Consider the following 23,906-nt stretch of genomic DNA (forward strand, 5'->3'; position numbering starts at 1 on the left):
TTTGTGACCCACCATAAAAGCAACGGGTGACCCGCCCCTGTCGGGGCGCTACTATAGCTGGTAAGCAACGAAGTCAGATAACAGAAGCCTATGAGATTGAAGTCCCTCCCGCGTTTCGCCCTACTCGCAACCGCATTCACTCTGGCAGCCTCGCTGTGCACCGCCGCAGTTGAGGTGGTATCACCACTGCAACCCACGGCAGTGCAGGCCCAGACTGCAAAAATGATCGTCAAACAGCTTGAACAGGAGCACTACGTCAACCTCAAGCTGGACGACAACACCTCCGCCATGTTGCTCGATGCCTTTATCAAAACGCTGGATCCGGGAAAGGTTTTCTTTCTGCAGTCGGACATCAACGAATTTCAGCGCCTGCGCAGCCAGTTGGACGACGAGCTAAAAAAAGGCGAGCTTAGTGGCGGCTTTGCCATTTACAACCGCTATCACAAACGCCTTACTGAGCGCCTCCAGAAAACCATAGGCGAACTGCCAGCGATGGTCAGAAACTTTGATTTCACGGAGGACGAGGAGCTAGAACTGGATCGCGAGAACTCTCCCTGGCCCGCCAATGCCAAGGCCGCGGACGACCTGTGGCGCAAGCAGATCAAGAATCGCGTACTTTCGCTGAAACTGACGGGCAAGGAAGAAAAAGACACGCTGGAGTTGCTGCTAAAGCGCTACAGCAACCAGTTGTCGCGTGTGGAACAGTCCACCAGCGAGGACGTGTTTCAGTACTACATGAACGCCCTGTCGTCAGTCTACGACCCGCATACTGACTATTTCTCGCCGCGCATCTCTGAAAACTTCCAGATCAATATGAGCTTGAAACTGGAAGGTATCGGCGCCGTGCTTCAGTCCGACGATGAGTACACCAAGGTTGTGCGACTGGTCCCCGCCGGGCCTGCGGACAAGAACGGCCAGTTGCACCCCGCTGATCGCATCATCGCGGTAGCTGAAGGTAAAAACGGGGAGTTCAAGGATGTCATTGGCTGGCGACTGGATGACGTCGTCGACCTGATTCGCGGGCCCAAAGGCACCCACGTGCGCTTGCAGGTCATTCCTGCCGAATCCCAGAGTGAAGAGGTTCGAAAAACCATCACGATTGAGCGCAACGAGGTCAAGCTAGAGGAACAAAGTGCCCAGAAGGAAATGATTCAGGTTTACCGGGATGGCCGTGTCGTCAAAGTCGGTGTCATCAGCATTCCCGCCTTCTATCTCGACTTTGAGGCCCTTCGCCGTGGCGACCCCGACTTTCGAAGCTCGACCCGCGATACCCAGCGCCTGCTGAACGAGCTGCTGGCCGACGGTGCTGAAGGAATTATCATTGACCTGCGAGACAATGGCGGTGGTTCGCTGGCCGAAGCCAATGCCCTGACCGGACTGTTTATCGAATCCGGACCGACCGTTCAGATTCGCTTTGCCAACGCCTGGGTTAAGCGCGAAGGTAAACGTCGCAGCAGTGATTACTATGACGGACCGCTAGCCGTTCTCATCAACCGTATGAGCGCTTCTGCGTCAGAAATTTTTGCCGGCGCGATTCAGGATTATCAGCGCGGCGTAGTGATTGGCAATCAGTCCTTTGGCAAGGGCACAGTGCAATCCATCAGCCCACTGCAACACGGTCAGCTAAAAATCACCGAGTCCAAGTTCTACCGGGTTTCCGGAGAGAGTACTCAGCACAACGGCGTCATTCCTGATATCGAATTCCCTGCCATCTACGACAAGGAGCTGGTCGGCGAGAGCACCCTCGACAACGCCCTGCCCTGGGATACCATCGCGCCGGTTTACCACCACACCTATTTTGATATTGAATCCGAAATACCGCGCTTGCGAAAAGAACACCGCAAACGGGTGAGTGATGACCCAGACTTCCGTTTCCTGAGTGAGCAGCTGGAGCAAATGGATGAGTTCCGTAACGTCAAAACTCTATCCCTGAACGAGGAAGTTCGCCGCAAGCAGCGCGATGATCGCCGCAAGCTGCAGCTGAAGCTAGAAAACAAGCGTCGCATCGCCAAAGGGCTGGAGCCGCTAACCAAGCTGGATGCCGACGAGGAAGAGGAAGAAACCGCATCGGTTGACGATAACGGCGAGGAAAAAGACAAGGCTGAAGAGCCGGACCCTATGCTGGTAGAAGCAAGCCATATCCTGGTCGACAGTATGGCGGTATTCTCCAAACCTCAGGTTGCCAAAGCCAACCGGTAAACCTTTCTCAACGCCCCACCATGTGGGGCGTTATCCTATCGACGACTGGCTTATCCGCACACCAGCGACCTGACGTTTAGTGACGTGTCACAGACCGCATAGTGACAAACTCCTCTGCCACTGAAGGGTGAATACCAATAGTGGCATCGAAATCCGCTTTGGTCGCGCCCATTTTAACGGCGATGGCCACACCCTGAATCACTTCAGCCGCTTCATCGCCCAGCATATGAGCACCGACAACGCGCTGGCTTTCGCTGTCCACGATCAATTTAAGAAACACCTTGCCCTGATGATCACCCAGGGTGTGCTTCAAGTGGCGAAACCGTGAGGTATACACATCGATCTTGCTATAGCGCTCGCGCGCGTCCTCTTCACTCAGACCCACCGTGGCGACATTCGGATGACTGAAAATCGCGGTCGCGATATGGTCGTAATCCATGCGCCGCTGCTCACCGTTAAAGAGGTTCGCCGCGAGTGTCATTCCTTCCGCCAGTGCGACCGGAGTCAATTCAATGCCGCCGGTTACATCGCCCAAGGCGTAAATACCGGGCTCGGAGGTCTCAAAATTATCATTGATCGCGATATAGCCACGATCATTGAGTTCCACATTGACGTTCTCTAGGCCAAGCCCGTCCAGCAAGGGCTTGCGACCGGTCGCGAATAGCACGAGTCCGGTTTCGAGGTTCTCGCCATTTTCCAGTGTTACTTGCAGCTGATCCCCCTGCTTTTCGATACTGGCAGGATTGCTGTTGAAACGCAGACCCACCCCTTCGCGGCGCATTTCCTCAGCTAGAATTTCGCGAATTTCTGTATCAAAGCCGCGCAAAAACAGATCCCGACGATAGAGCTGTGTGGTTTCCACACCGAGCCCATTCAGGATGCTGGCAAACTCACAGGCAATATAGCCGCCGCCGACAACGACCGCCTTTTCAGGCAGCGTGTCGAGATAAAAAATTTCATTCGACGAGATGCCGTACTCGGCACCGGGAATATCCGGCATATACGGCCAGCCGCCCACAGCCAGCAGGATGTTCTTGCAGCGAAAGGTTTTACCGTTAATTTCTACTTGGCCGGGGCCGCTAACGCGGGCGTGACCACGAATGATTTCAACGTCTGCATTACCGAGAATATTCTCGTAGACACCGTTGAGGCGTTCGATCTCGCGAGTTTTGTTATCTCGCAGGGTTGGCCAGTCGAGCACGGGCTTTTCAATCTGCCAGCCCATCGACGCAGCATTGCGGATATCGCTGGTCACATGCGCGGCATAGCTGAACAGTTTTTTCGGCACACAGCCGACGTTGACACAGGTGCCACCAAGGTAGCGCTCTTCTGCGATAGCCACTTTAGCGCCGTAGCTGGAGGCCATGCGAGCCGCACGAACACCGCCCGAGCCGGCGCCGATAACAAAGAGATCATAGTCGTAACTCATGGATTATCCTGTTCAGGCGGCTCAGTCAGTACCGCCTCCTGTTGTGGATTTTCGAACCATGCCAGCTGTTCACGCAGCTTGACCACTTCGCCAACGATAATCAGGGTCGGTGCAGCGACCTCTTCTCTGGCGACCAGTTCGGGCATCGTCGCCAAGGTGCCGACCAGAACTTTGTGATTGGGTGTGGTGCCCTGCTGCACTAGCGCCATCGGCGTATCAGGTTCGCGACCGTGAGCCATCATTTCACGGCAAATGATGCTAAGGCCTTGTAGCCCCATGTAAAACACGATGGTTTGCTGCTTGTGCACCAATTCCTGCCAGGGCAGATTCATAGTGTTGTCTTTGAGATGGCCGGTCATAAAACGCACCGACTGGGCGTAGTCCCGGTGCGTCAACGGAATTCCGGAATAACTGGCACAGCCGGCGGCTGCGGTAATACCCGGCACCACCTGAAAGGGAATACGTTCTTCCGCCAACCCTGCGAGTTCTTCACCACCGCGCCCGAAGATAAAGGGGTCGCCGCCCTTCAGACGCAGCACCCGCTTGCCCTCTTTCGCCAGCTTGATTAGCAGTGCGTTAATGTCATCTTGAGGCATAGTGTGGTTGGAACGCGCCTTGCCCACGTAAATGTACTCGGCATCCTTGCGGCAAAGATCCACGATCTGCTTTGCCACCAGTCGGTCGTGCAAAACCACATCGGCTTTCTGCATCAGGCGCAGCGCCTTGAAGGTCAAAAGATCCGGATCACCGGGGCCTGCGCCAACGAGATAGACCTCGCCACGTGGTGCGGGTTTGGCGGTTTGCAGCTCGTCTTCAAGCATTTCTGTCGCCGCTTGCTTACGCCCGGCAAAGACCAGCTCGGCAACGGGGCCTTGCAGAATATGCTCCCAGAAATCTCGGCGCTGATTGAAATCCGGGATACGCTGGCGGACTTTATCTCGAAAATCTCCCACCAATTCTGTGAGTTTGCCGTAGCTAGCGGGAATAACGCTTTCCAGCCGTGCGCGCAATAAACGCGCCAGCACCGGGCTGCGACCACCACTGCTAACCGCAATAATCAGCGGCGATCGATCGACAATAGAAGGGAGAATAACGCTACAGAGTTCCGGCTGGTCCACCACGTTAACCAGCACATTGCGCTGGCGCGCGGCATCAGATACCGCACGATTGACGGATTCATCATCCGTGGCTGCAATGACCAACATTACGCCATCGAGATCATTTGCCTGAAAACCGCGTTCAATAACTCGACCGCCGGAGTTTAGACAGAGGGATTTCAGAGAATCGGCGACTTCAGGAGCAACCGCAGTGACCCTGGCTCCGGCGCGTTCGAGCGCGCCAGCTTTGCGCAAGGCAACCGTGCCACCCCCCACCACGAGACAGTCGGCGCCGGCAACGCGGGTAAAGAGCGGCAGATAGTCCATTACTTGATCACATCACACTGCATGTAAGGTTTTAGTACCTCGGGCACAACGACGCTGCCATCGGCCTGCTGATAGTTTTCCAGAATAGCCACCAAGGTGCGGCCTACCGCCAGCGCGGAACCATTCAGGGTGTGCAGGTATTCGGGTTTATTGGTTTCCGGATTGCGCCAGCGGGCAAGCATGCGCCGCGCCTGGAAATCGCCAAAGTTACTGCAAGAAGAAATTTCACGGTATTGGTTTTGCGCGGGCAGCCACACTTCCAGATCATAGGTTTTGCGCGACGAGAAGCCAATGTCACCGCCACACAACAAGACTTTGCGGTAAGGCAATTCCAGCTGCTGCAGTATCGCTTCGGCGTGACCGGTCAGGGCTTCGAGCGCTGCCTCAGAATCGGCGGGTTTTACCAATTGGACTAGCTCAACCTTTTCAAACTGGTGCTGGCGAATCATGCCCCGTGTGTCGCGGCCATAGGAGCCCGCTTCGCTGCGAAAACAGGGCGTATGGCAGACAAAACGCAGGCCTTTTTCCATATCCGCCGCTTCAACGATGGTATCGCGCAGCAGGTTGGTCACTGGCACCTCGGCCGTCGGAATCAGGTAATACTCCTGATCCCCTTCCAGCTTGAACAGATCTTCTTCAAATTTCGGAAGCTGGCCAGTGCCGCGCAGGGAATCCTTGTTGACCATATAGGGCACGTACACTTCCGTGTAGTCGTGCTGGCCGATATGGGTGTTGAGCATGAACTGAATCAGTGCCCGGTGCATACGCGCGATTTCACCGCGCATGACGCTGAAACGGCTGCCAGTCAACTTGGCTGCCACATCGAAATCCAGACCGCCGAGGTTTTCACCTACATCGACGTGATCTTTCACTTCAAAATCGAAGGACTTGGGCTCGCCCCAGCGCAGAATTTCAAGGTTATCGGCTTCGTCTTTACCTTCCGGTACGTCCGGGTGCGGAATATTGGGTATGCCCGCCATCAAGTCGTCTAGCGTTTCCTGTGCGGCTTTCGCTTTTGAAGTAAGCTCGCTCAGCTGCTCTTCAATCTTGGCAAGGGTGGCGTTGACACTGGCTTTCGCCTCGTCGATCGGCATACCGCCTTTTACCAATTCACCAATTTTCTTCGACGCCTGTTTGCGCTCGGCCAGCAGGTTCTGGCTTTCGATATCGGCCTGTTTGCGGGCTTCATCGAGGGACAGAAAACCGTCCACATCAAAATCAAAATGACGTTTGGCCAATTGGTCGGCAACCGCCTGTGGGTTCTGCCTTACCAGTTTCAGGTCGAGCATTGAAAACGTGTCTCCAGTTAACGCATGACCAACATGCCCAATCCGCAGCCGAGTATGCAGCTCACCAGCGTGGCAAGAACATAACCCAGCGCCAGACCCCAGCGGCCACCTTCAAGCATGGCAACGGTTTCGAGGGCAAAGGTCGAAAAGGTTGTAAAAGCGCCCAAAAAGCCGACCATCAACAGGTAGCGGCTGTCGGCGTGCATTGCACTTCGCTCGGTAATCAATACATAGATCAGGCCGATGGCGAAAGAACCCAATGAATTCACCGCAAACGTGGCCCAGGGCCATGAGTGATCAAACCAGTGAAAGCTGGCTCTGCCGATGGCAAAACGACTGACAGAGCCCAGCGCGCCGCCGAGGGCAACCAGCAGGTATTGTAACATCAGGAGTAGCGCCTCCAGCCACTGGCCTGATCGAGCTGGCGCAAATAATCGAGTTTTTCTGCGATTTTCTTTTCCAGTCCACGCCCGGTTGGCTGATAGTACTGCGCGTTTTTCAGCGCTTCCGGGAAATAATTTTCGCCGGCGGCATAGGCATCGGGATAGTCATGGGCGTAGCGGTAATCATCACCGTAGCCCTGTTCTTTCATCAGTTTGGTGGGCGCATTGCGTAAATGCAGGGGCACCGATTCACTGCCCTGAGCTCGAATATCACGCAGCACGGCCTTATAGGCGCTGTAAACCGCATTGCTTTTCGGCGCGCAGGCCATATAAACCACCGCTTGTGCCAGTGCGAGCTCGCCTTCCGGGCTGCCGAGGCGTTCCTGCACATCCCAGGCATTCAGCGCAATCTGCAACGATCGCGGATCGGCATTGCCAATATCCTCGCTGGCCATACGGACAACACGCCGCCCAACATAAAGCGGATCACAGCCCCCATCGATCATGCGGGCAAACCAGTACAGGGCTGCATCCGGTGAACTGCCGCGTACAGCCTTATGCAAGGCCGATATCTGGTCGTAGAAATCATCGCCGCCCTTATCAAACCGGCGTGGCTGACCGCTAAGGATTTCCCGAATGATGGCTTCATCAAGACTGTCCGGATGACCGGCGGCATAGGCCATATCGAGTGCCAGTTCGAGAAAGTTCAGGGCTCGGCGGGCATCGCCATCGGCCGCCTGGGCCAGCAAGGAAAGTAAGGCATCGTCACAATTAAAGCCCAGCTTTTCCCGGCTGTTCTGGAGAATATTGACCAGCGTTTCCGGCGGTAGGGATTTCAGTCGGTAGACCCGCGCGCGCGACAATAGCGCGTTATTCAGCTCAAAACTGGGGTTTTCCGTGGTGGCGCCCACAAAGATCAGGGTGCCGTCTTCGACAAAGGGTAAAAAGGCATCCTGCTGGGCTTTGTTGAAACGATGCACCTCGTCCACAAACAGGACTGTCTGCCGATCGAATTTTTGCTGAGTTTTTGCCTCTTCTACCGCCGCGCGAATTTCCTTTACGCCGGCTAGCACCGCCGACACGGTAATAAAATGGGCATCACAGAGCTGCGCAATGAGCTTGGCGAGCGTGGTCTTGCCAACGCCCGGTGGCCCCCAGAAAATCATGGAGTGGAGCTGACCGGAATCCAGTGCTTCTCGCAATGGCTTATTCGGCGCCAGCAGGTGTTCCTGACCGAGAAAGCCGGCCAGATCCGCCGGCCGCATCCGCGCTGCGAGGGGTTGTGTGTCGGTCACGAGTTCTGCCTAAAGACAAATAATTCAGCCGGCAACGTGGGCGCATTGATCCGGGGATCCGTCAATTCAATCAGCGTCGTCTGGCCGAGCTTGTCCCGCAGCAGCATCGACTGAAGCACCTCGCCCTTAAAATTCAGTTCCAACTCGCTGAAATCGGCATTTGCCTGCCGGGGTTTAAGCGAAAACCGCTGAACCTCTGTTCCGGCCACCAAGCGGACTTCGTAATCTGCAGTCAGCTCTTCCGCGCTTGCAGCCAGAATCATGATCGGTGTTTGCGACACCCGATCAAAGGGCTCGGTCACCAGTTCTTCGAAGTCCGGGTCATAGCGCCACAGGGTTTCACCGTCGGTAATCACCTGATAGCGATAGGGCTCAGCGACTTCCCAGCGGAGTTTATCGGGGCGCTTGAAGGTCATGCTGCCGCGAGACTCCTCAAGAATCTCGCCGCGATCGTCACGCACTGTCTGGGTAAAACCCGCTTTCAGGTTTTGCACCGACTGCAGATAACCCGCCAGTTGCTCGGCGCCGCCGGAACCGGCTTGCGCCAGCGCCGCGAGTGACAGTAAAGCAATGGCACAAATAAAGGCTTTGGTTTTTGAAGGCATTACGATCACGTTTTACTCCACTGGCGGCGGTGCCAGCACTTCGCGGGAGCCGTTAGTTCCCATTTCACTGACCACACCCGCCGCTTCCATGGTTTCAATCAGGCGTGCGGCCCGGTTATAACCAATGCGTAATTTGCGCTGTACCGAGGAAATCGAGGCGCGGCGACTCTGGGTAACGAACTTAACCGCCTCGTCATAGAGCTCATCCCCCTCACCGTCGTCATCGCCACCCGATTCAGCCGGCGCGCCGGTGTAGGCATCGATCTGACTGCCCTCTTCCAGTAGCCCGTCAATATAGTCGGGCTCACCGCGGCGCTGCCAGTCGGCTACAACCCGATGCACTTCATCATCTGACACAAAGGCACCGTGTACCCGCACCGGCAGACCGCTACCCGGCGGCAGATAGAGCATGTCACCGTGACCGAGCAGCTGTTCCGCGCCGCCCTGATCGAGAATGGTGCGCGAATCCACTTTAGACGAGACCTGAAAGGCTATGCGCGTAGGCACATTGGCCTTGATCAAACCGGTAATGACATCCACCGAGGGTCGCTGGGTTGCCAGAATCAGGTGAATACCCGCAGCTCGCGCTTTCTGGGCAATCCGCGCTATCAGTTCTTCCACCTTCTTGCCGACAATCATCATCATGTCGGCAAATTCGTCGATCACCACAACAATCGCCGGCAAGGGTTTCAGCTCCGGCGCTTCCGGCACCTCTTCACCGGCGATAAATTCTTCGCCCGGCACCCACAGAGGGTCCTTGATCGGATTTCCGGAATTGGCCGCATCGGTGATCTTGCGGTTAAAACCGGCCAGGTTGCGCACGCCCATAGCGGCCATCAACTTATAGCGCCGTTCCATTTCACCCACACACCAGCGCAGACCATTGGCAGCATCCTTCATGTCGGTAATAACAGGCGCCAGCAGGTGCGGAATGCCGTCGTAGACCGAAAGCTCCAGCATCTTGGGGTCAACCAGCATCAACCGAACCTTGTCCGGCCCGGCCTTATACAAGAGGCTCAGCAACATCGCATTAACGCCCACCGACTTACCGGAACCAGTGGTACCGGCTACCAGCAGGTGGGGCATCTTGGCGAGATCGGCGACTACCGGCTCGCCGGAAATATCGTGACCAAGCGCCAGGGTAAGTGCCGATTTGTTGTCGTCATAGGCTTTGGAGGCAAGCACTTCCCGAAAGTTCACAACTTCGCGGTCTTCATTGGGAATCTCAATCCCCACGTAGGGCTTGCCCGGAATAACCTCAACAACACGTACACTGATCACTGCCAGCGAGCGCGCCAGATCCTTGGCCAAGTTGCTTATCTTGCTGACCTTCACACCCGCGTCGGGCTCTATTTCAAAACGGGTAATCACCGGGCCGGGATAGACCGCAACTACTTTCGCTATGACACTGAAGTCGGCCAGCTTGAGTTCCAGCAGGCGCGACATCGCCTCCAGCGTCTCCGGGGAATAGCCCTTCTTGTTGTGGTGATCGGCCTCATCCAGCAATTCCAGCGGCGGAACCTCGCCGGACACGGGCGTATCAAATAGCGATTTCTGCCGCTCTTTTTCCACCCGCTTACTAGCCTGAGGCGGTTTCGGTGGCGGCGCTTCGATTTTCGGAGGAATACGGTCTTTCTGTTTAGCGATCTGCTTAACCACGGCCTCGCGGCGTTGGTTCTGAACCGTCTTGATATTTTTACGTTCCTTCGCCCACTGCCGGAACTGCTCAACACGATCTACCAGCCAATCCCAACCCTGAAGCGTAATCTCGCCAGTTCTGTCCATAAGCGCCAGCCACGACAGGTCGGTGAAAATCGTAAGGCCAAACAGCAGGATGGCCAGCAAAACCAGCCGGGCACCAATAACGCTGAAGGCATCCACCGAAGCCGTGCCAACCGCCTCACCCAGCACACCGCCCGCGCCAAAGGGTATCTCGGCCTGTACCACACTGATTGATGCCAGCGCGGTGCTGGCCATCATCACCAGAATAAAGCCCACAAAACGGAGGCTAAGCACTACCGGGTCTATCGGCTGGGCACTGGCGCGAACCCGGAATATACGGACAGCCTGAAAACCCAGCATCAGCGGAAACAGGTAGGCCATATAGCCAAACAAGGCGTAGAAGACATCAGCGAACCAGGCGCCAACCGGGCCAACGGCATTATTAATCGGCCCGCCGCTACCGGTTCGCGACCAGCCGGGGTCACTTGCGCTGTAGGTGCTGAGGGCGAGCAGGAGAAATAAAAAGATTGCAGCAAAGGCAATCAGCGCACCCTCGCGAAGTCGCAACGAGAGTTTCTCCCTGGCTTCGCCATCTCGACGTTGAGCTGCTTTTTTCAAATGTTCCTCAACCCGTTCTTTTAATTTCAAAAAGTGGCCCCATCTTATCATTCATGGGACGCATTTGCGCCAATGGAATAGCTTTTGCTGGAGGCAGGCTTTTCCCCTATCATGTGCGGCCATTCGATGATTTTTTCACCTACAAATTTTCACCCACAGAATCGCAGGACACCCCCACAATGTCAGAAGCAAAGCACCATCCCCTGATCATTCTCGGCTCAGGCCCCGCCGGCTATACCGCGGCGGTTTACGCGGCCCGCGCCAACCTGTCGCCGGTCGTGATAACCGGACTGGAGCAAGGTGGTCAGCTCACCACCACCACTGACGTCGACAACTGGCCCGGCGATAACGACGGTGTTCAGGGGCCGGAACTGATGCAGCGCATGCAGAAGCACGCCGAGCGTTTTGAAACCGAAATTGTGTTTGATCACATTGAATCCGTAGATTTCTCCGAGCGCCCGCTGCGCCTCAAGGGCAACAACGAATACACCTGTGATGCCCTGATCATTGCCACCGGTGCCTCAGCCCAGTATCTGGGGCTGCCCTCCGAGCAGGCCTTTATGGGTAAAGGCGTCAGCGCCTGCGCCACCTGCGACGGTTTTTTCTATCGCGGCAAGAAAGTCGCCGTTATCGGTGGCGGCAACACCGCGGTTGAAGAGGCTCTGTACCTCTCCAACATTGCCTCAGAAGTCACTCTGGTACACCGCCGCGACTCGCTCCGCGCGGAGAAAATCTTGCAAGACAAGCTTTTTGACCGTGAAAAGGACGGCAATATCCGCATCGAGTGGAATCACACGCTGGACGAAGTTCTGGGTGACGACAGCGGCGTAACCGGTATGCGTATCAAGAGCACCGAATCCGGCGAAACCAAGGATATCGAACTTGCCGGCGTATTCATTGCGATCGGTCACAAGCCCAATACCGACATTTTCGCTGGCCAGCTGGATATGAAAGATGGCTACCTGAAAATCACCTCCGGCACCGAAGGCAATGCAACCGCGACCAGCGTTCCCGGCATCTTTGCTGCGGGTGACGTAGCGGATCATATCTACCGTCAGGCGGTGACCTCGGCGGGCTTTGGCTGCATGGCCGCGCTCGACGCCGAAAAATACCTCGACAATCTTTGATTGCCTATAAATAGCCCGAGACTGACCGATGGCCACCATAGACTGGCTGAACCCGGACAGCCTCGACTTCCCTCCCCTGACCGCCGCTCTGGACGAACCCAACGGGCTGCTGGCGGTCGGGGGCGACCTTCATCCCGACAGACTACTTCGTGCTTACCAGCTCGGGATATTCCCCTGGTATGAAGATCCTCAACCCTTGTTGTGGTGGTCCCCCGACCCCCGCACCGTGTTATTCCCAGACGACGTACATATTTCTAAATCGCTGCGCAAAGTCCTGCGTCGCAACGACTTCCGCGTCAGCTTTGATACCGCCTTTCGCCGCGTAATCAATGCCTGCGCCACCCTCGACCAGACCCGCACTGGAACCTGGATTACACACGATATGATCAATGCCTATACCCGCATGCACGAGCTGGGCTGGGCGCATTCAGTGGAGGTCTGGCGCGACCGGGAACTGGTCGGTGGTCTTTACGGGATCGGCATGGGGCGCATGTTTTTTGGCGAATCCATGTTCAGCCGCGAGAGTAACACCTCCAAAATCGCACTGGTCTCACTCTGCCGCAAACTGAAGGACCTTGGCGTTGAGCTGATAGATTGCCAGGTGGGCAATCCCCACCTGTTCCGGATGGGCGCGGTGGAAATAACACGCGAGACCTTTTCGGAGCGACTCGCGGCACTGGCGCAGCCAACTAGACAACACTGGGGACTGGCAGAGCCACAATAACCTGTGACATGCTGTGTTTATGGCCAGCCTAGAAGAAATCAAGCTATTCCAAACCCGTCCCCACCCCTGCAGTTACCTTGAGGATCAGCAGGCGGTCACCATCTTTATTGACCCGGAAGCCAGTGTCGATCGCAGCCTCTACTCTCAGCTTTCACGCCAGGGCTTTCGCCGCAGCGGCGAACACCTTTACCGGCCGCATTGTGCCCAATGCAGCCAGTGCATTCTCACTCGCATCCCCGTCGACCAGTTTGAACCTAACCGCTCTCAACGGCGCAACTTCAAACGCAATGGTGATCTACGCGTCGAGGTGAGTACCCAGCCGGATATGGCGCTTGATTACCCTCTCTACGAGCGCTATATCACCGAGCGCCACCGCGATGGCGATATGTTCCCCCCCAGCCAGGAACAGTTCAGAGGCTTTTTGAGCGCGGAATGGGGAGTTACCCGTTTTGCGCGGTTTTATGAGGGCGAAACGCTAATCGCCGTCGCCGTGTTTGATCTGCTCGACGACGGTCTGTCGGCGGTTTATACCTTCTTCGACCCATCTCGCGATCAGCGCGGGCTGGGTAAATTCGCGATTCTCTGGCAAGTGGAGTACGCGCGAAGCGAAAATCTTCAGCATGTTTATCTGGGATACTGGATCAAAAACTGCGACAAGATGAACTACAAAATCCAGTATCGACCGCTGCAACTATTGATCGATCAACGCTGGCTCACCCTTCGCTGAGGGGCACCGACTTTGCGCCGGGCGCCGTTTTAGGGCAAAATGCGCGCAGCCAAAATCGCGTGCTCGAGACTCTCCACCCCTTCGGGCAGGCGGCAAACCCATTGTTCAAGATATTCAGAGGTAGCGCCGAATGGCGAAAGAAGACCAGTTTGAAATGGAAGGCGAAGTGATCGACACCCTGCCGAACACGACCTTCCGCGTGAAGTTGGAAAATGGCCATGTGGTCACTGCCCATATTTCAGGCAAAATGCGCAAGCACTACATCCGCATACTGACCGGTGACAAGGTGAAAGTTGAACTCACTCCCTACGACCTGACCAAAGGTCGCATCACCTACCGCGCTCGCTGAAGCCTTCAGCGCCTGTCAATGCACAGGCGCTTCCAACTCCTCGCCCTGTTGGGCTGTCAATGTAAGCTCACCGTTCTCTACTGACACCCGAACGACGCCACCCTTCTCGGCCAACTCACCGAACAACACCATCTCAGCCAGCGGCTTTTTGATGTTTTCCTGAATGATCCGGGTCATCGGGCGGGCACCCATCAGCTTGTCGTAGCCGTGCTCTACCAGCCATTCACGTGCATCGTCGTCGACATTAATGGTGACCTGCTTGTCATCCAGCTGCGACTGCAACTCGATCAGGAACTTGTCGACTACGGTCAACACCACGTTTTCAGGCAGCGGATTGAACTGCACGACGCTGTCGAGCCGGTTGCGGAATTCCGGCGTGAACAGGCGATTGATCGCCTCCAGTGAATCGGTGCTGTTGTCCTGCTCGGTGAAACCGATGGAGCGCTTGCTCATATTTTCGGCACCGGCGTTGGTGGTCATCACCAGAATTACATTGCGAAAATCTGCCTTGCGACCGTTGTTATCGGTCAGCGCACCGTGATCCATCACCTGCAGCAGCAGGTTAAAGAGATCCGGGTGGGCCTTCTCGATTTCATCCAGCAACACCACGGAGTGCGGCGCCTTGGTAACCGCATCGGTTAGCAGACCACCCTGATCAAAACCCACGTAACCCGGGGGTGCACCGATCAGGCGCGATACGGTGTGACGCTCCATGTACTCGGACATATCAAAACGAATCAGCTCCAGCCCAAGCTGCTTGGCCAACTGGCGGCAGACTTCGGTCTTGCCCACCCCGGTCGGACCCGCCAACAGGAAGGAACCAATCGGCTTCTGCGGCTCTTTCAGGCCGGCACGCGCCAGCTTGATCGCCGAAGACAGGGTCGTAATGGCCTGATCCTGGCCAAACACCACCATTTTCAAGTTGTCTTCGAGTTTGGCCAGCGTCTGCTTGTCGTCGCTGGAGACTGACTTGGGCGGAATCCGCGCTATCTTGGCGATGACCGCTTCAATGTCCTCCACATCCAGCACAGTTTTGCGTTGATCGCCCTTCTGCAGGCGCTGATAGGCCCCTGCTTCATCGATCACGTCTATCGCCTTGTCTGGCAGGAAGCGGTCGTTGATGTAGCGACCCGCAAGCTCGGCCGCTGCCTTCAAGGCTGCGTCGGTGTACTGCAGCTCGTGAAAGGCCTCAAAACGGGATTTAAGCCCCTTCAGAATGCCATAGGCTTCATCAACCGAAGGCTCCAGCACGTCGATTTTCTGGAAGCGGCGACTCAGAGCGCGGTCTTTTTCAAAAATACCGCGGTATTCCTGAAAGGTGGTCGAGCCGATACAGCGCATTTGACCTGAAGCGAGCAGCGGCTTGAGCAGGTTCGAGGCGTCCATAACACCGCCCGAGGCGGCACCCGCACCGATTATGGTGTGAATTTCGTCAATAAACAGAATCGCGCCTTCTCGCTTCTTGAGATCAGCCAACAGGCCTTTAAAGCGTTTTTCGAAATCGCCGCGATATTTCGTGCCCGCCAGCAGCGCCCCAAGATCCAGCGAGTAAACGACGCTTTGCTTGAGAATATCGGGCACATCGCCTTCAACAATCAGCTTGGCTAACCCTTCGGCGATAGCGGTCTTACCGACACCGCTTTCACCCACCAGCAGCGGGTTGTTCTTGCGGCGCCGGGACAGGATCTGCGCGACCCGGGTGACCTCATCCATACGACCGACCAGCGGATCAATTCGCCCCGCCTTGGCTTCTTCATTGAGGTTCACCGCAAACTGATCGAGCGGGCGATCCGCCTGCGCCTCTGCGCCCTCTTCATCAGATTTGGGAGCTGTCGTACCGGGCTCCTCGTCGGCCACACGGGAAATACCGTGGGTGATGTAATTCACCACATCCAGCCGTGCGATATTCTGCTGCTTCAGAAAGTAAACCGCCTGGCTTTCCTGCTCGCTAAAAATGGCGACCAGCACATTGGCGCCGGTGACCTCCTGCTTTCCGCTGGATTGCACATGAAACACCGCACGCTGCAAAACCCGCTGAAAGCCCAGCGTCGGCTGGGTCTCACGGTCCATGTCTTCGGTGGCAATCAGCGGTGTGGTGGCCTCGATAAATTCGATCAGGTCAAATCGCAGCTGGGCAATATCCGCGCCACAGGCAACCATGACTTTCTTCGCTGAATCGTTATCGATGAGCGCCAGCAACAGATGCTCGACGGTCATGAATTCATGGCCTTTGGTGCGGGCTTCCTTGAAGGCTTGGCCTAATGTCGCTTCCAGATCTCTGCTCAGCATATTGCCCTGTACCTCTTAGTCACTGCTTTCTTCGATTTCCGCCAGCAGCGGATGCTCGTTTTCCCTCGAGTATTGATTCACTTGCGCGGCTTTTGTTTCCGCTATATCACGAGTATAGATGCCACAGACGCCTTTGCCCTGTGTATGCACCGTCAACATGATGTGAGTTGCGGTATGCCGGTCTTTGTTGAAGAACTTTTGTAGCACTTCCACCACGAATTCCATGGGAGTGTAGTCATCATTCATTAATACGACTTTATAGAGCGATGGCGATTTCAGCTCAGGTTCAATTTCCTGCACTGAAAGACCCCCGCCGTGACGATCGCCCTCCTCGTCATTTTGGCCCGCGACCACTCGCAGAGCCCCAGTTTCACTGTATTTCCAAGAATCTTGCATAGTCTTACAGAGTTCTGATATCCGTGAATTTTTGCGAATCGTCAAACTGGCATATTGACTGTCCAGCGACTACCTGTATAAGTTAACTCAACTAAGGCATTGATAGCGAAGGAAGTTCTACAACAATCAGCTGCTGTCATGTCATAGTGAGTGCAGGGAGTTGCAGTATATCAAAAACGCATTATGGAAATGACCTTATGAATACCGGCGTAGTCAAGTGGTTCAATAATGCCAAGGGGTACGGCTTTGTAGTAACAGAAAATTCCGATGAGGATATCTTTGTGCACTACAGCGCCATAGACATGGATGGCTATAAAACGTTGAAAGCCGGCCAGACAGTCCAGTTTGATCTGGAACAGGGCCCAAAAGGCGTTCACGCAACGAATATTCGTTGCGCCGAATCTGAACAGAAAAAAAGCGAAGTAGCCTGAGCGCCCAAATCGGCGTCTGACACACTCCGCTCTTAAGGGGATCGCGCAGCCAATGGCTGCGCGCAAGGGCTTTTATTAGCCCATTTTTGAGATAACGGCCTTGCCGAACTCAGAGCACTTGAGCAGTTTCGCACCGTCCATCAGCCGCTCAAAGTCGTAAGTCACAGTCTTGTCCTGAATCGCACCGTTCATGCCATCGATAATCAGGTCAGCCGCTTCGTTCCAGCCCAGGTGGCGCAGCATCATCTCAGCAGACAGTACCAGTGAACCCGGGTTTACCTTGTCCTGACCGGCGTACTTCGGTGCGGTACCGTGAGTCGCTTCGAACAGGGCAACATTGTCACTCAGGTTGGCACCCGGTGCGATACCGATACCACCCACTTGGGCCGCCAGGGCGTCAGACAGGTAGTCACCGTTCAGGTTCAGGGTCGCAATAACGCTGTACTCGTCGGGACGCAATAGAACCTGCTGCAGCATGGCGTCAGCAATCACGTCTTTGATGATGATTTCGTTCCCGGTGTTCGGGTTTTTCATCTTCATCCACGGGCCGCCGTCCAGCAGCTCGGCACCAAATTCTTCACCGGCTAGCTCGTAGCCCCAGTTTTTGAAGGCACCCTCGGTGAACTTCATGATGTTGCCCTTGTGAACCAGTGTCACAGATGGCAGATCCTGATCGACAGCGTACTGAATGGCTTTGCGCACCAGACGCTTGGTACCTTCTTCAGATACTGGCTTCACACCAATACCTACTTCCTGAGGGAAGCGGATCTTGGTAACGCCCATTTCTTCCTGCAGGAATTTAACGACCTTGTTGGCCTCGTCCGTACCCGCCTGCCACTCGATACCGGCATAGATGTCTTCAGAGTTCTCACGGAAGATAACCATGTTGGTTTTGCCAGGCTCTTTAACAGGCGAAGGCACACCTTCAAACCAGCGTACCGGGCGCTGACATACGTAGAGGTCCAGCTCCTGACGCAGGGCAACGTTCAGCGAGCGGAAACCACCGCCTACGGGGGTTGTCAGCGGGCCTTTGATGGCCACTACATATTCTTTGATCGCGTCCAGCGTTTCGGCCGGAAACCAGTCGCCGTCGTACAGCTCAGCGGCTTTTTCGCCTGTGTAGATTTCCATCCAGCTAATTTTCTTGCTGCCACCGTAGGCTTTATCAACCGCCGCATCGACAACATCGATCATGACCGGAGTGATATCGACACCGATGCCATCGCCTTCGATAAAAGGAATAATTGGCCGATCGGGGACGTTAAGGGAAAGATCCGCATTAACGGAAATCTTCTCACCCTCTGCAGGCACCTTGATGTGTTGGTATCCCATTCTTGACTCCATGGATTATCTGTTTTTCAGTGAGGCCTTTAGACTGCCGGTAGGCAAAAGGCGACGTATCATACCAATTTATAGTGACTATTTCCTGTCTAATTAATGAGCAAACTAATCCTCTTCAATAAACCCTTTCAGGTGCTGTGCCAGTTTCGAGCCAAAGACGGCAAGAAAACCCTGGCCGACCACCTGTCGATACCCGGTGTCTATCCCGCCGGGCGGCTGGACTATGACTCCGAGGGTCTGCTCATCCTGACAGATGATGGCAGATTACAGGCACAGATTAGTCATCCCAAGCACAAATTACCAAAAACCTATCAGGTGCAGGTGGATGGCGACATCACTGACGACGCCATCGAGCGCCTGCGTCAGGGCGTTATACTCAAGGACGGCCCTACACTGCCCTGTCGCGCAAAACGGATCAACGAACCGAAACTATGGCCACGCAACCCACCGATACGTGAGCGCGCCGCGATCCCCACCAGTTGGATCGAACTTGAGATTACCGAAGGCCGCAACCGTCAGGTACGGCGCATGACGGCGGCCGTCGGCTTTCCCACCCTGCGCCTGATTCGGGTGGCAATCGGCCAATGGCGGGTAGACGGGCTAGCGCCGGGAGAATTCCGGGAAGAATCCGTGCACCTCGCCCAGCCTGCAAAAACAAAGCGCAATTTCCGCTCAAAACCGCACTCTTCCCGGCGTCGCCCTACATCCACCCGCCCCAAGCGCGTATAATCGCGGCCAAATTTCAGGTAAAGCGAGCTTTATTCAGCGCATGACCGATGAACGCCCCTGGCACGCACATGTAACCGTGGCAACCGTTATTGAACGCGACGGCAAGTTTCTTGTCGTTGAAGAAATCGCCGATGGCGAGCGCGTGATTAACCAGCCGGCCGGCCATCTTGAGCCGGAAGAATCTCTGGTAGAGGCCGCCCGCCGCGAAGTGCTGGAAGAAACAGGGTACGACTGCTCGATTGACGGGATCATCGGCACCACCCTATACAAAGCCGCCAACGGCGTGACCTATTACCGCACCAGCTTCTTCGGTACTGCCTTGGGGAAAATCAACTCGGAACTCGATGACGGCATCATTCAACCGCTGTGGTTAAGCCGGAAAGAACTACAGGCGCGAGAAAGCGATCTGCGCAGCCACTTGGTTCTCGCCACCATTGACCAGTATCTCAAGGGGCATCGCTACCCGCTGGAGCTGATTTACGGATGAGCGCCCTCTCAGACAAAAACGCAGACAAAAAAGTCATCGTCGGTATGTCTGGCGGCGTGGATTCGTCAGTAACCGCCGTGCTTCTGCTTGAGCAGGGATATCAGGTCGAAGGCCTGTTCATGAAGAACTGGGAAGAAGACGACGGCACCGAATACTGCACGGCCAAAGAGGACTACGCGGATGCGCAAGCGGTCTGCGATCGACTAGGCATCAAGCTCCACGGCGCCAATTTTGCCGCGGAATATTGGGACAACGTCTTCGAGCACTTTCTGGACGAGTACAAAGCCGGCCGCACCCCCAACCCGGACATCCTCTGTAACCGGGAGATCAAGTTTAAAGCCTTTCTCGACTACGCCCTGATGCTGGGCGCAGACCTTATTGCTACCGGCCACTACGCGCGCCGGGACGCCGAAGGCCGATTGCTCAAAGGGCTCGATAACAATAAGGATCAGAGTTATTTCCTGCACGCGGTCAGCAGCCGGGAATTCGCTCGCACCCTGTTCCCCGTCGGCGAGCTCGAAAAATCCGAAGTCCGCGAGATCGCTGAAAAACACGGTCTGGTTACCCACAACAAAAAAGACAGTACCGGTATTTGCTTTATAGGCGAGCGCCGCTTCAAGGATTTCCTGCAAACTTATCTGCCCGCCCAGCCGGGCAATATTGAAGATCTTGACGGGCGCGTGATCGGCACCCATAGCGGGCTGATGTACCACACCATCGGTCAGCGACAGGGACTGGGCATCGGCGGTGTCGCCGGCGCCGTCGACGCCCCCTGGTATGTGGTTGAAAAGGACCTCGACCGCAACGTATTGCGGGTTACCCAAGGTAGCAACCATCCCGCGCTTTTTAAAACTGCCCTGCGCACTGCTGAACCTCACTGGATTGCGGAAACACCGGAGTTTCCACTGCGCTGCGCTGCGAAAACCCGCTATCGTCAGCCAGATCAGGCCTGTACCGTTACGCTGGAAAATAATCGGCTAAGCGTATTGTTCGATGAGCCGCAACGCGCGGTTACGCCGGGGCAATCTGTAGTGTTTTATCAAGGCGAAATCTGTCTCGGCGGCACAGTTATCGAGCAGGCCTTTGACCAAGAGCCGGAACAACACTCGACAACAGGATACGAGCAGGTATGAGCCAGCAGTTATTACGGCAGCAGGTGCTTGCGCTGTCTGGCGTTTGTCAGAGTGTTGCGCTGGTCGACTCAATCGCCCGCACTGGCGATGCCGAACCGGCAGCTTTTGAAGCCTGCCTGCGGAGCCTGTTTAGCTTCTCCACCCAATCTCCCGAGGAAGCCTACGGTGGCGTTCCCGCGCTGGAACTGGGTCTGCGTAAATTGCATGATCTGCTCAGCGGTACTCGCAGCAACAGCGACCGGGAGCTAGTGCGCTATATTATTGGCATTACCCATTTGCAAAGACAGCTGGAAAAACAGCCGGACACAGGCAGTATTATCCGCTCCCGCCTCGCTCATGTGGAAAAGGGAATGCAAATTAATGGCACGAATATCAATGATTTGTCGCCACCGATTGCCGCCGTCTACAAAGATACGATCAGCAATTTCAAGTTCCGCCTGAAGGTTAATGGCAGCGCCCAGCAATTGCAGAACCCTCACAACGCTGACCGAATCCGCGCCCTGCTGCTGGCCGGCATTCGCGGCGCCTATCTCTGGAAACAACTCGGTGGGCGGCGGCGCCATTTCCTGTTTAAAAAGCAGCGGATCCTCGACACCTTGCGAGAAATCCTGCAGCAAGAGATTCCCCACTGACGTGGGCCGCGCTCTGGGGTAGAATTGCGGCCTTTCCAAATTCCCGCACAGCAAGGAACCCTCATGGACTTGACGGCACTCTCCGCCATTTCTCCCATCGACGGCCGCTATGGCAGCAAAACTGCTGACCTGCGCCCGATTTTCAGTGAATTCGGCCTGATCAAATACCGGGTTGAAGTGGAAGTGCGCTGGCTGCAGCAACTGGCCAACCACCCGGACATTCCCGAGCTAAAGCCCTTTTCTGACGATGCCAATGCGCTGCTCGAAACCTTGGTTAGCGGTTTCAGCGAAGAACACGCCCGCAAGGTTAAAGAGATCGAGCGCACCACCAACCACGACGTAAAAGCCGTTGAGTATCTGATCAAGGACACCATCGCGCCGAATGCTGAACTGGCAGCCGGCAGCGAATTCGTGCATTTCGCCTGCACCTCTGAAGATATCAACAACCTGTCTCACGCCCTGATGTTGAAAGCCGGGCGCGAACAAATGGTGGCCAAGGCCCAGACCATAATTGATGCGTTGGTAAAACTTGCCCATGAACTGGCTGAAGTACCGATGCTGTCACGCACCCACGGTCAGTCGGCCAGCCCGACCACCATGGGTAAGGAAATTGCTAACGTAGTAGCGCGCCTGCGCCGCCAGCTCGAAACCATCAAGCAGGTTGAGCTGCTGGGCAAAATCAACGGCGCGGTCGGCAATTACAACGCCCATATTTCTGCCTACCCCCAGCTGGATTGGGTAGCCAATGCGAAAAACTTTGTAGAATCGCTGGGTCTGACCTGGAACCCCTACACCACTCAAATCGAACCGCATGACTATATTGCAGAGCTGTTTGACGCCATCGCCCGCTTCAACACCATTCTGATCGACTTCGACAGGGATATCTGGGGCTATATTTCGCTGGGTTACTTCAAACAAAAAACCGTGGAAGGCGAAGTTGGCTCCTCAACCATGCCCCACAAGGTCAACCCCATCGACTTTGAAAACTCCGAGGGTAATCTGGGCATTGCCAACGCGATTTTGGGACACCTGTCGGCTAAACTGCCAATCTCTCGCTGGCAGCGCGATCTGACCGACTCAACGGTACTTCGCAATATGGGCGTGGGCATGGCCTACAGCCAGATCGCCTACGAGGCGAGTCTGAAAGGTATCGGCAAACTGCAGATCAACACCGCCCGCATCAGCGAAGACCTTGACGCAGCTTGGGAAGTTTTGGCAGAGCCCATTCAGACCGTCATGCGCCGCTACAGCGTTGAACAGGCCTACGAAAAACTGAAAGCCCTGACCCGTGGCCACACCATTGATCAGGCCGCCATCCAGGCTTTTGTCGAGTCCCTCGACATCCCCGCCCAAGCCAAGGCTGAACTGCAGGCGCTGACCCCAGCCAGTTACATCGGTAACGCCGCTGCACAGGCGCGCGCCATTTAATGGCCCTCGCCGGCTTTGATCGCGATACCTTCCTTCGCGATTACTGGCAAAAAAAGCCCCTGCTGATCCGGCAGGGGCTGCCAAACTACCAATGCCCCATTGACGGCAATGATCTTGCCGGCCTGGCCTGCGAAGACGACGCAGAGGCCCGCCTTATTGCCGGTCGCGATACCGTCTGGCAAATGCGTAACGGCCCTTTCAACGAAGACGATTTCAATGATCTCCCCGTCACAGACTGGACGCTACTGGTACAGCGGGTAGACCACTGGGTTGAAGACATTGCCGCCCTCGCCGGCCACTTCGATTTTCTCCCCCAGTGGCGTATTGAAGACATCATGGTCAGCTACGCCGTTAGCGGCGGTGGTGTCGGGCCGCACTTTGATCGCTACGATGTTTTTCTGGTTCAGGGTAGTGGCCGACGGGAATGGCGCATCGGTCAGCAGTGTGACGACAGCGACGATTTAATGGCCGACCAGCCACTGCGTCTGCTACACGAATTTAAAGAATGTGACCGCTATGTGCTGGAGCCGGGAGATATTCTTTACATTCCCCCCGGAGTGGCCCACTGGGGCACCGCGTTAGATGACGACTGCATTACCCTATCAGTGGGCTTTCGCGCGCCCTCTGTCGCCCAGATTCTTGAACGCTGGTGGGACACCCTCAGCAGTGTGTTGAGTGAGGATCAACGCTATCGCGATGTCGAAGCGACGCTGGCGGCGGGTAACCTCCTTACGGCTGAGCATATTGAACAACTACAAGCCCTGCTTCAGCCCGTACTCAATGACGGAGAGTTACTGATACAAAGTTTCGGCGAACTCGTCACCGAACCTGCCGGCGACTATCTGCCGCAGTCTTCACCCCGCGAAGTTCCAAGCACCGACGTCGCCCGAGCACTAGACTCTCGTATCACCGTCTATTGCAGCGACGGCAGCAATATTCTGTTTAGTAACGGTATGAGCCTTCGCGTCAATGCGGCCTCCGCCCCCCTGCTGGCAGACATCTGTCAGTGTGTACCCGGCGGCGTGCTGCCCACTACACTCTGGACCGAACTACTCAAAGCCAGCCCAGAGGCAGCCAGCTTTCTGCTCTCTACCGGTGCCTTGCTCGCAGACGCGGATTAAAAAACTCTGCCTTCCGTGTCATTATTAG

General features: G+C 55.7%; 22 protein-coding genes. 12 read left to right on the forward strand and 10 right to left on the reverse strand.

The features are described from left to right. The first annotated feature begins 90 nt into the window (after window positions 1–90). A complete protein-coding gene (locus FHR99_RS03130) occupies window positions 91–2,199 on the forward strand; it encodes a carboxy terminal-processing peptidase (RefSeq protein WP_183409089.1) in 2,109 nt (702 codons plus the stop codon). Between the two features lie 76 nt (window positions 2,200–2,275). Here FHR99_RS03130 and gorA read toward each other — a convergent pair whose 3' ends face one another. Genes gorA through FHR99_RS03165 form a run of 7 tightly spaced genes read right to left on the reverse strand, consistent with a single transcriptional unit; the run spans window position 2,276 to window position 10,994 of the window. Further along, window positions 2,276–3,628, reverse strand: coding sequence for a glutathione-disulfide reductase (gene gorA, locus FHR99_RS03135; protein ID WP_183409090.1), 1,353 nt, complete (start codon window positions 3,626–3,628; stop codon window positions 2,276–2,278). After that, the gene (gene cysG, locus FHR99_RS03140; RefSeq protein WP_183409091.1) at window positions 3,625–5,052 is read right to left on the reverse strand and encodes a siroheme synthase CysG; all 1,428 of its coding nucleotides are present in this window, start codon (window positions 5,050–5,052) and stop codon (window positions 3,625–3,627) included. Before cysG ends, gorA begins: the two co-directional genes overlap by 4 nt. Next, window positions 5,052–6,341: a serine--tRNA ligase gene (serS, locus tag FHR99_RS03145; RefSeq protein WP_183409092.1), complete on the reverse strand. Its 1,290-nt coding sequence runs from the start codon at window positions 6,339–6,341 to the stop codon at window positions 5,052–5,054. The genes cysG and serS overlap by 1 nt, the downstream gene beginning before the upstream one ends. A gap of 17 nt (window positions 6,342–6,358) precedes the next feature. Beyond that, a complete protein-coding gene (gene crcB / locus FHR99_RS03150; protein ID WP_183409093.1) occupies window positions 6,359–6,727 on the reverse strand; it encodes a fluoride efflux transporter CrcB in 369 nt (122 codons plus the stop codon). Next, entirely contained in the window at window positions 6,727–7,989 is a 1,263-nt protein-coding gene (locus FHR99_RS03155) for a replication-associated recombination protein A (RefSeq protein ID WP_183410112.1), read from the reverse strand. The genes crcB and FHR99_RS03155 overlap by 1 nt, the downstream gene beginning before the upstream one ends. Window positions 7,990–8,015: 26 nt before the next feature. After that, window positions 8,016–8,624 (reverse strand): outer membrane lipoprotein periplasmic chaperone LolA, encoded by a 609-nt coding sequence (gene lolA, locus FHR99_RS03160; protein WP_246386525.1) that lies wholly within the window; start codon window positions 8,622–8,624, stop codon window positions 8,016–8,018. A gap of 12 nt (window positions 8,625–8,636) precedes the next feature. Further along, window positions 8,637–10,994 (reverse strand): DNA translocase FtsK, encoded by a 2,358-nt coding sequence (locus tag FHR99_RS03165; protein ID WP_425488598.1) that lies wholly within the window; start codon window positions 10,992–10,994, stop codon window positions 8,637–8,639. Between the two features lie 149 nt (window positions 10,995–11,143). On the opposite strand from FHR99_RS03165, the gene trxB reads away from it, so the two are divergent. The 4 genes from trxB to infA all read left to right on the forward strand — a co-directional run bounded on the left by trxB (window position 11,144) and on the right by infA (window position 13,891). After that, window positions 11,144–12,091: a thioredoxin-disulfide reductase gene (trxB, locus tag FHR99_RS03170; protein WP_183409096.1), complete on the forward strand. Its 948-nt coding sequence runs from the start codon at window positions 11,144–11,146 to the stop codon at window positions 12,089–12,091. 28 nt (window positions 12,092–12,119) lie between these two features. Next, complete coding sequence (aat, locus tag FHR99_RS03175) at window positions 12,120–12,815, forward strand: leucyl/phenylalanyl-tRNA--protein transferase (protein WP_183409097.1); 696 nt, start codon at window positions 12,120–12,122, stop codon at window positions 12,813–12,815. A 19-nt stretch (window positions 12,816–12,834) separates the two neighbouring features. Further along, on the forward strand, window positions 12,835–13,542 hold the full coding sequence (locus FHR99_RS03180) for an arginyltransferase (RefSeq protein ID WP_183409098.1): 708 nt from the start codon (window positions 12,835–12,837) through the stop codon (window positions 13,540–13,542). A 130-nt stretch (window positions 13,543–13,672) separates the two neighbouring features. Then, complete coding sequence (gene infA / locus FHR99_RS03185) at window positions 13,673–13,891, forward strand: translation initiation factor IF-1 (RefSeq protein ID WP_183409099.1); 219 nt, start codon at window positions 13,673–13,675, stop codon at window positions 13,889–13,891. Between the two features lie 15 nt (window positions 13,892–13,906). Here the strand turns inward: infA and clpA are convergent, their stop codons facing one another. Together clpA and clpS are read right to left on the reverse strand one after the other, a co-directional pair. Beyond that, on the reverse strand, window positions 13,907–16,180 hold the full coding sequence (gene clpA, locus FHR99_RS03190) for an ATP-dependent Clp protease ATP-binding subunit ClpA (protein WP_183409100.1): 2,274 nt from the start codon (window positions 16,178–16,180) through the stop codon (window positions 13,907–13,909). A 15-nt stretch (window positions 16,181–16,195) separates the two neighbouring features. Further along, window positions 16,196–16,576, reverse strand: coding sequence for an ATP-dependent Clp protease adapter ClpS (gene clpS, locus FHR99_RS03195; protein WP_183409101.1), 381 nt, complete (start codon window positions 16,574–16,576; stop codon window positions 16,196–16,198). Window positions 16,577–16,773: 197 nt separating this feature from the next. Here clpS and cspD point away from each other — a divergent pair, with 197 nt between their 5' ends. Beyond that, on the forward strand, window positions 16,774–17,007 hold the full coding sequence (gene cspD, locus FHR99_RS03200) for a cold shock domain-containing protein CspD (RefSeq protein WP_183409102.1): 234 nt from the start codon (window positions 16,774–16,776) through the stop codon (window positions 17,005–17,007). A gap of 75 nt (window positions 17,008–17,082) precedes the next feature. Here cspD and icd read toward each other — a convergent pair whose 3' ends face one another. Next, window positions 17,083–18,339 carry an NADP-dependent isocitrate dehydrogenase gene (icd, locus tag FHR99_RS03205; protein ID WP_183409103.1) on the reverse strand — a complete coding sequence of 419 codons (1,257 nt, stop codon included), beginning with the start codon at window positions 18,337–18,339 and terminating at the stop codon, window positions 17,083–17,085. Window positions 18,340–18,444: 105 nt separating this feature from the next. Here icd and FHR99_RS03210 point away from each other — a divergent pair, with 105 nt between their 5' ends. The 6 genes from FHR99_RS03210 (at window position 18,445) to FHR99_RS03235 (ending at window position 23,878) form a co-directional block, all read left to right on the forward strand. Beyond that, the gene (locus FHR99_RS03210; protein WP_183409104.1) at window positions 18,445–19,077 is read left to right on the forward strand and encodes a pseudouridine synthase; all 633 of its coding nucleotides are present in this window, start codon (window positions 18,445–18,447) and stop codon (window positions 19,075–19,077) included. Between the two features lie 40 nt (window positions 19,078–19,117). Then, complete coding sequence (locus FHR99_RS03215; protein WP_183409105.1) at window positions 19,118–19,564, forward strand: NUDIX hydrolase; 447 nt, start codon at window positions 19,118–19,120, stop codon at window positions 19,562–19,564. Further along, window positions 19,561–20,697, forward strand: coding sequence for a tRNA 2-thiouridine(34) synthase MnmA (gene mnmA / locus FHR99_RS03220; protein ID WP_183409106.1), 1,137 nt, complete (start codon window positions 19,561–19,563; stop codon window positions 20,695–20,697). The genes FHR99_RS03215 and mnmA overlap by 4 nt, the downstream gene beginning before the upstream one ends. Continuing rightward, window positions 20,694–21,329 (forward strand): high frequency lysogenization protein HflD, encoded by a 636-nt coding sequence (gene hflD / locus FHR99_RS03225; protein ID WP_183409107.1) that lies wholly within the window; start codon window positions 20,694–20,696, stop codon window positions 21,327–21,329. The genes mnmA and hflD overlap by 4 nt, the downstream gene beginning before the upstream one ends. Before the next feature lie 63 nt (window positions 21,330–21,392). Then, on the forward strand, window positions 21,393–22,757 hold the full coding sequence (gene purB, locus FHR99_RS03230; protein ID WP_183409108.1) for an adenylosuccinate lyase: 1,365 nt from the start codon (window positions 21,393–21,395) through the stop codon (window positions 22,755–22,757). Next, on the forward strand, window positions 22,757–23,878 hold the full coding sequence (locus FHR99_RS03235) for a cupin domain-containing protein (RefSeq protein ID WP_183409109.1): 1,122 nt from the start codon (window positions 22,757–22,759) through the stop codon (window positions 23,876–23,878). Before purB ends, FHR99_RS03235 begins: the two co-directional genes overlap by 1 nt. The last annotated feature ends 28 nt before the right edge of the window (window positions 23,879–23,906 follow it).

Source organism: Litorivivens lipolytica (assembly GCF_014191715.1).
Taxonomy (GTDB): domain Bacteria; phylum Pseudomonadota; class Gammaproteobacteria; order Pseudomonadales; family Spongiibacteraceae; genus Litorivivens; species Litorivivens lipolytica.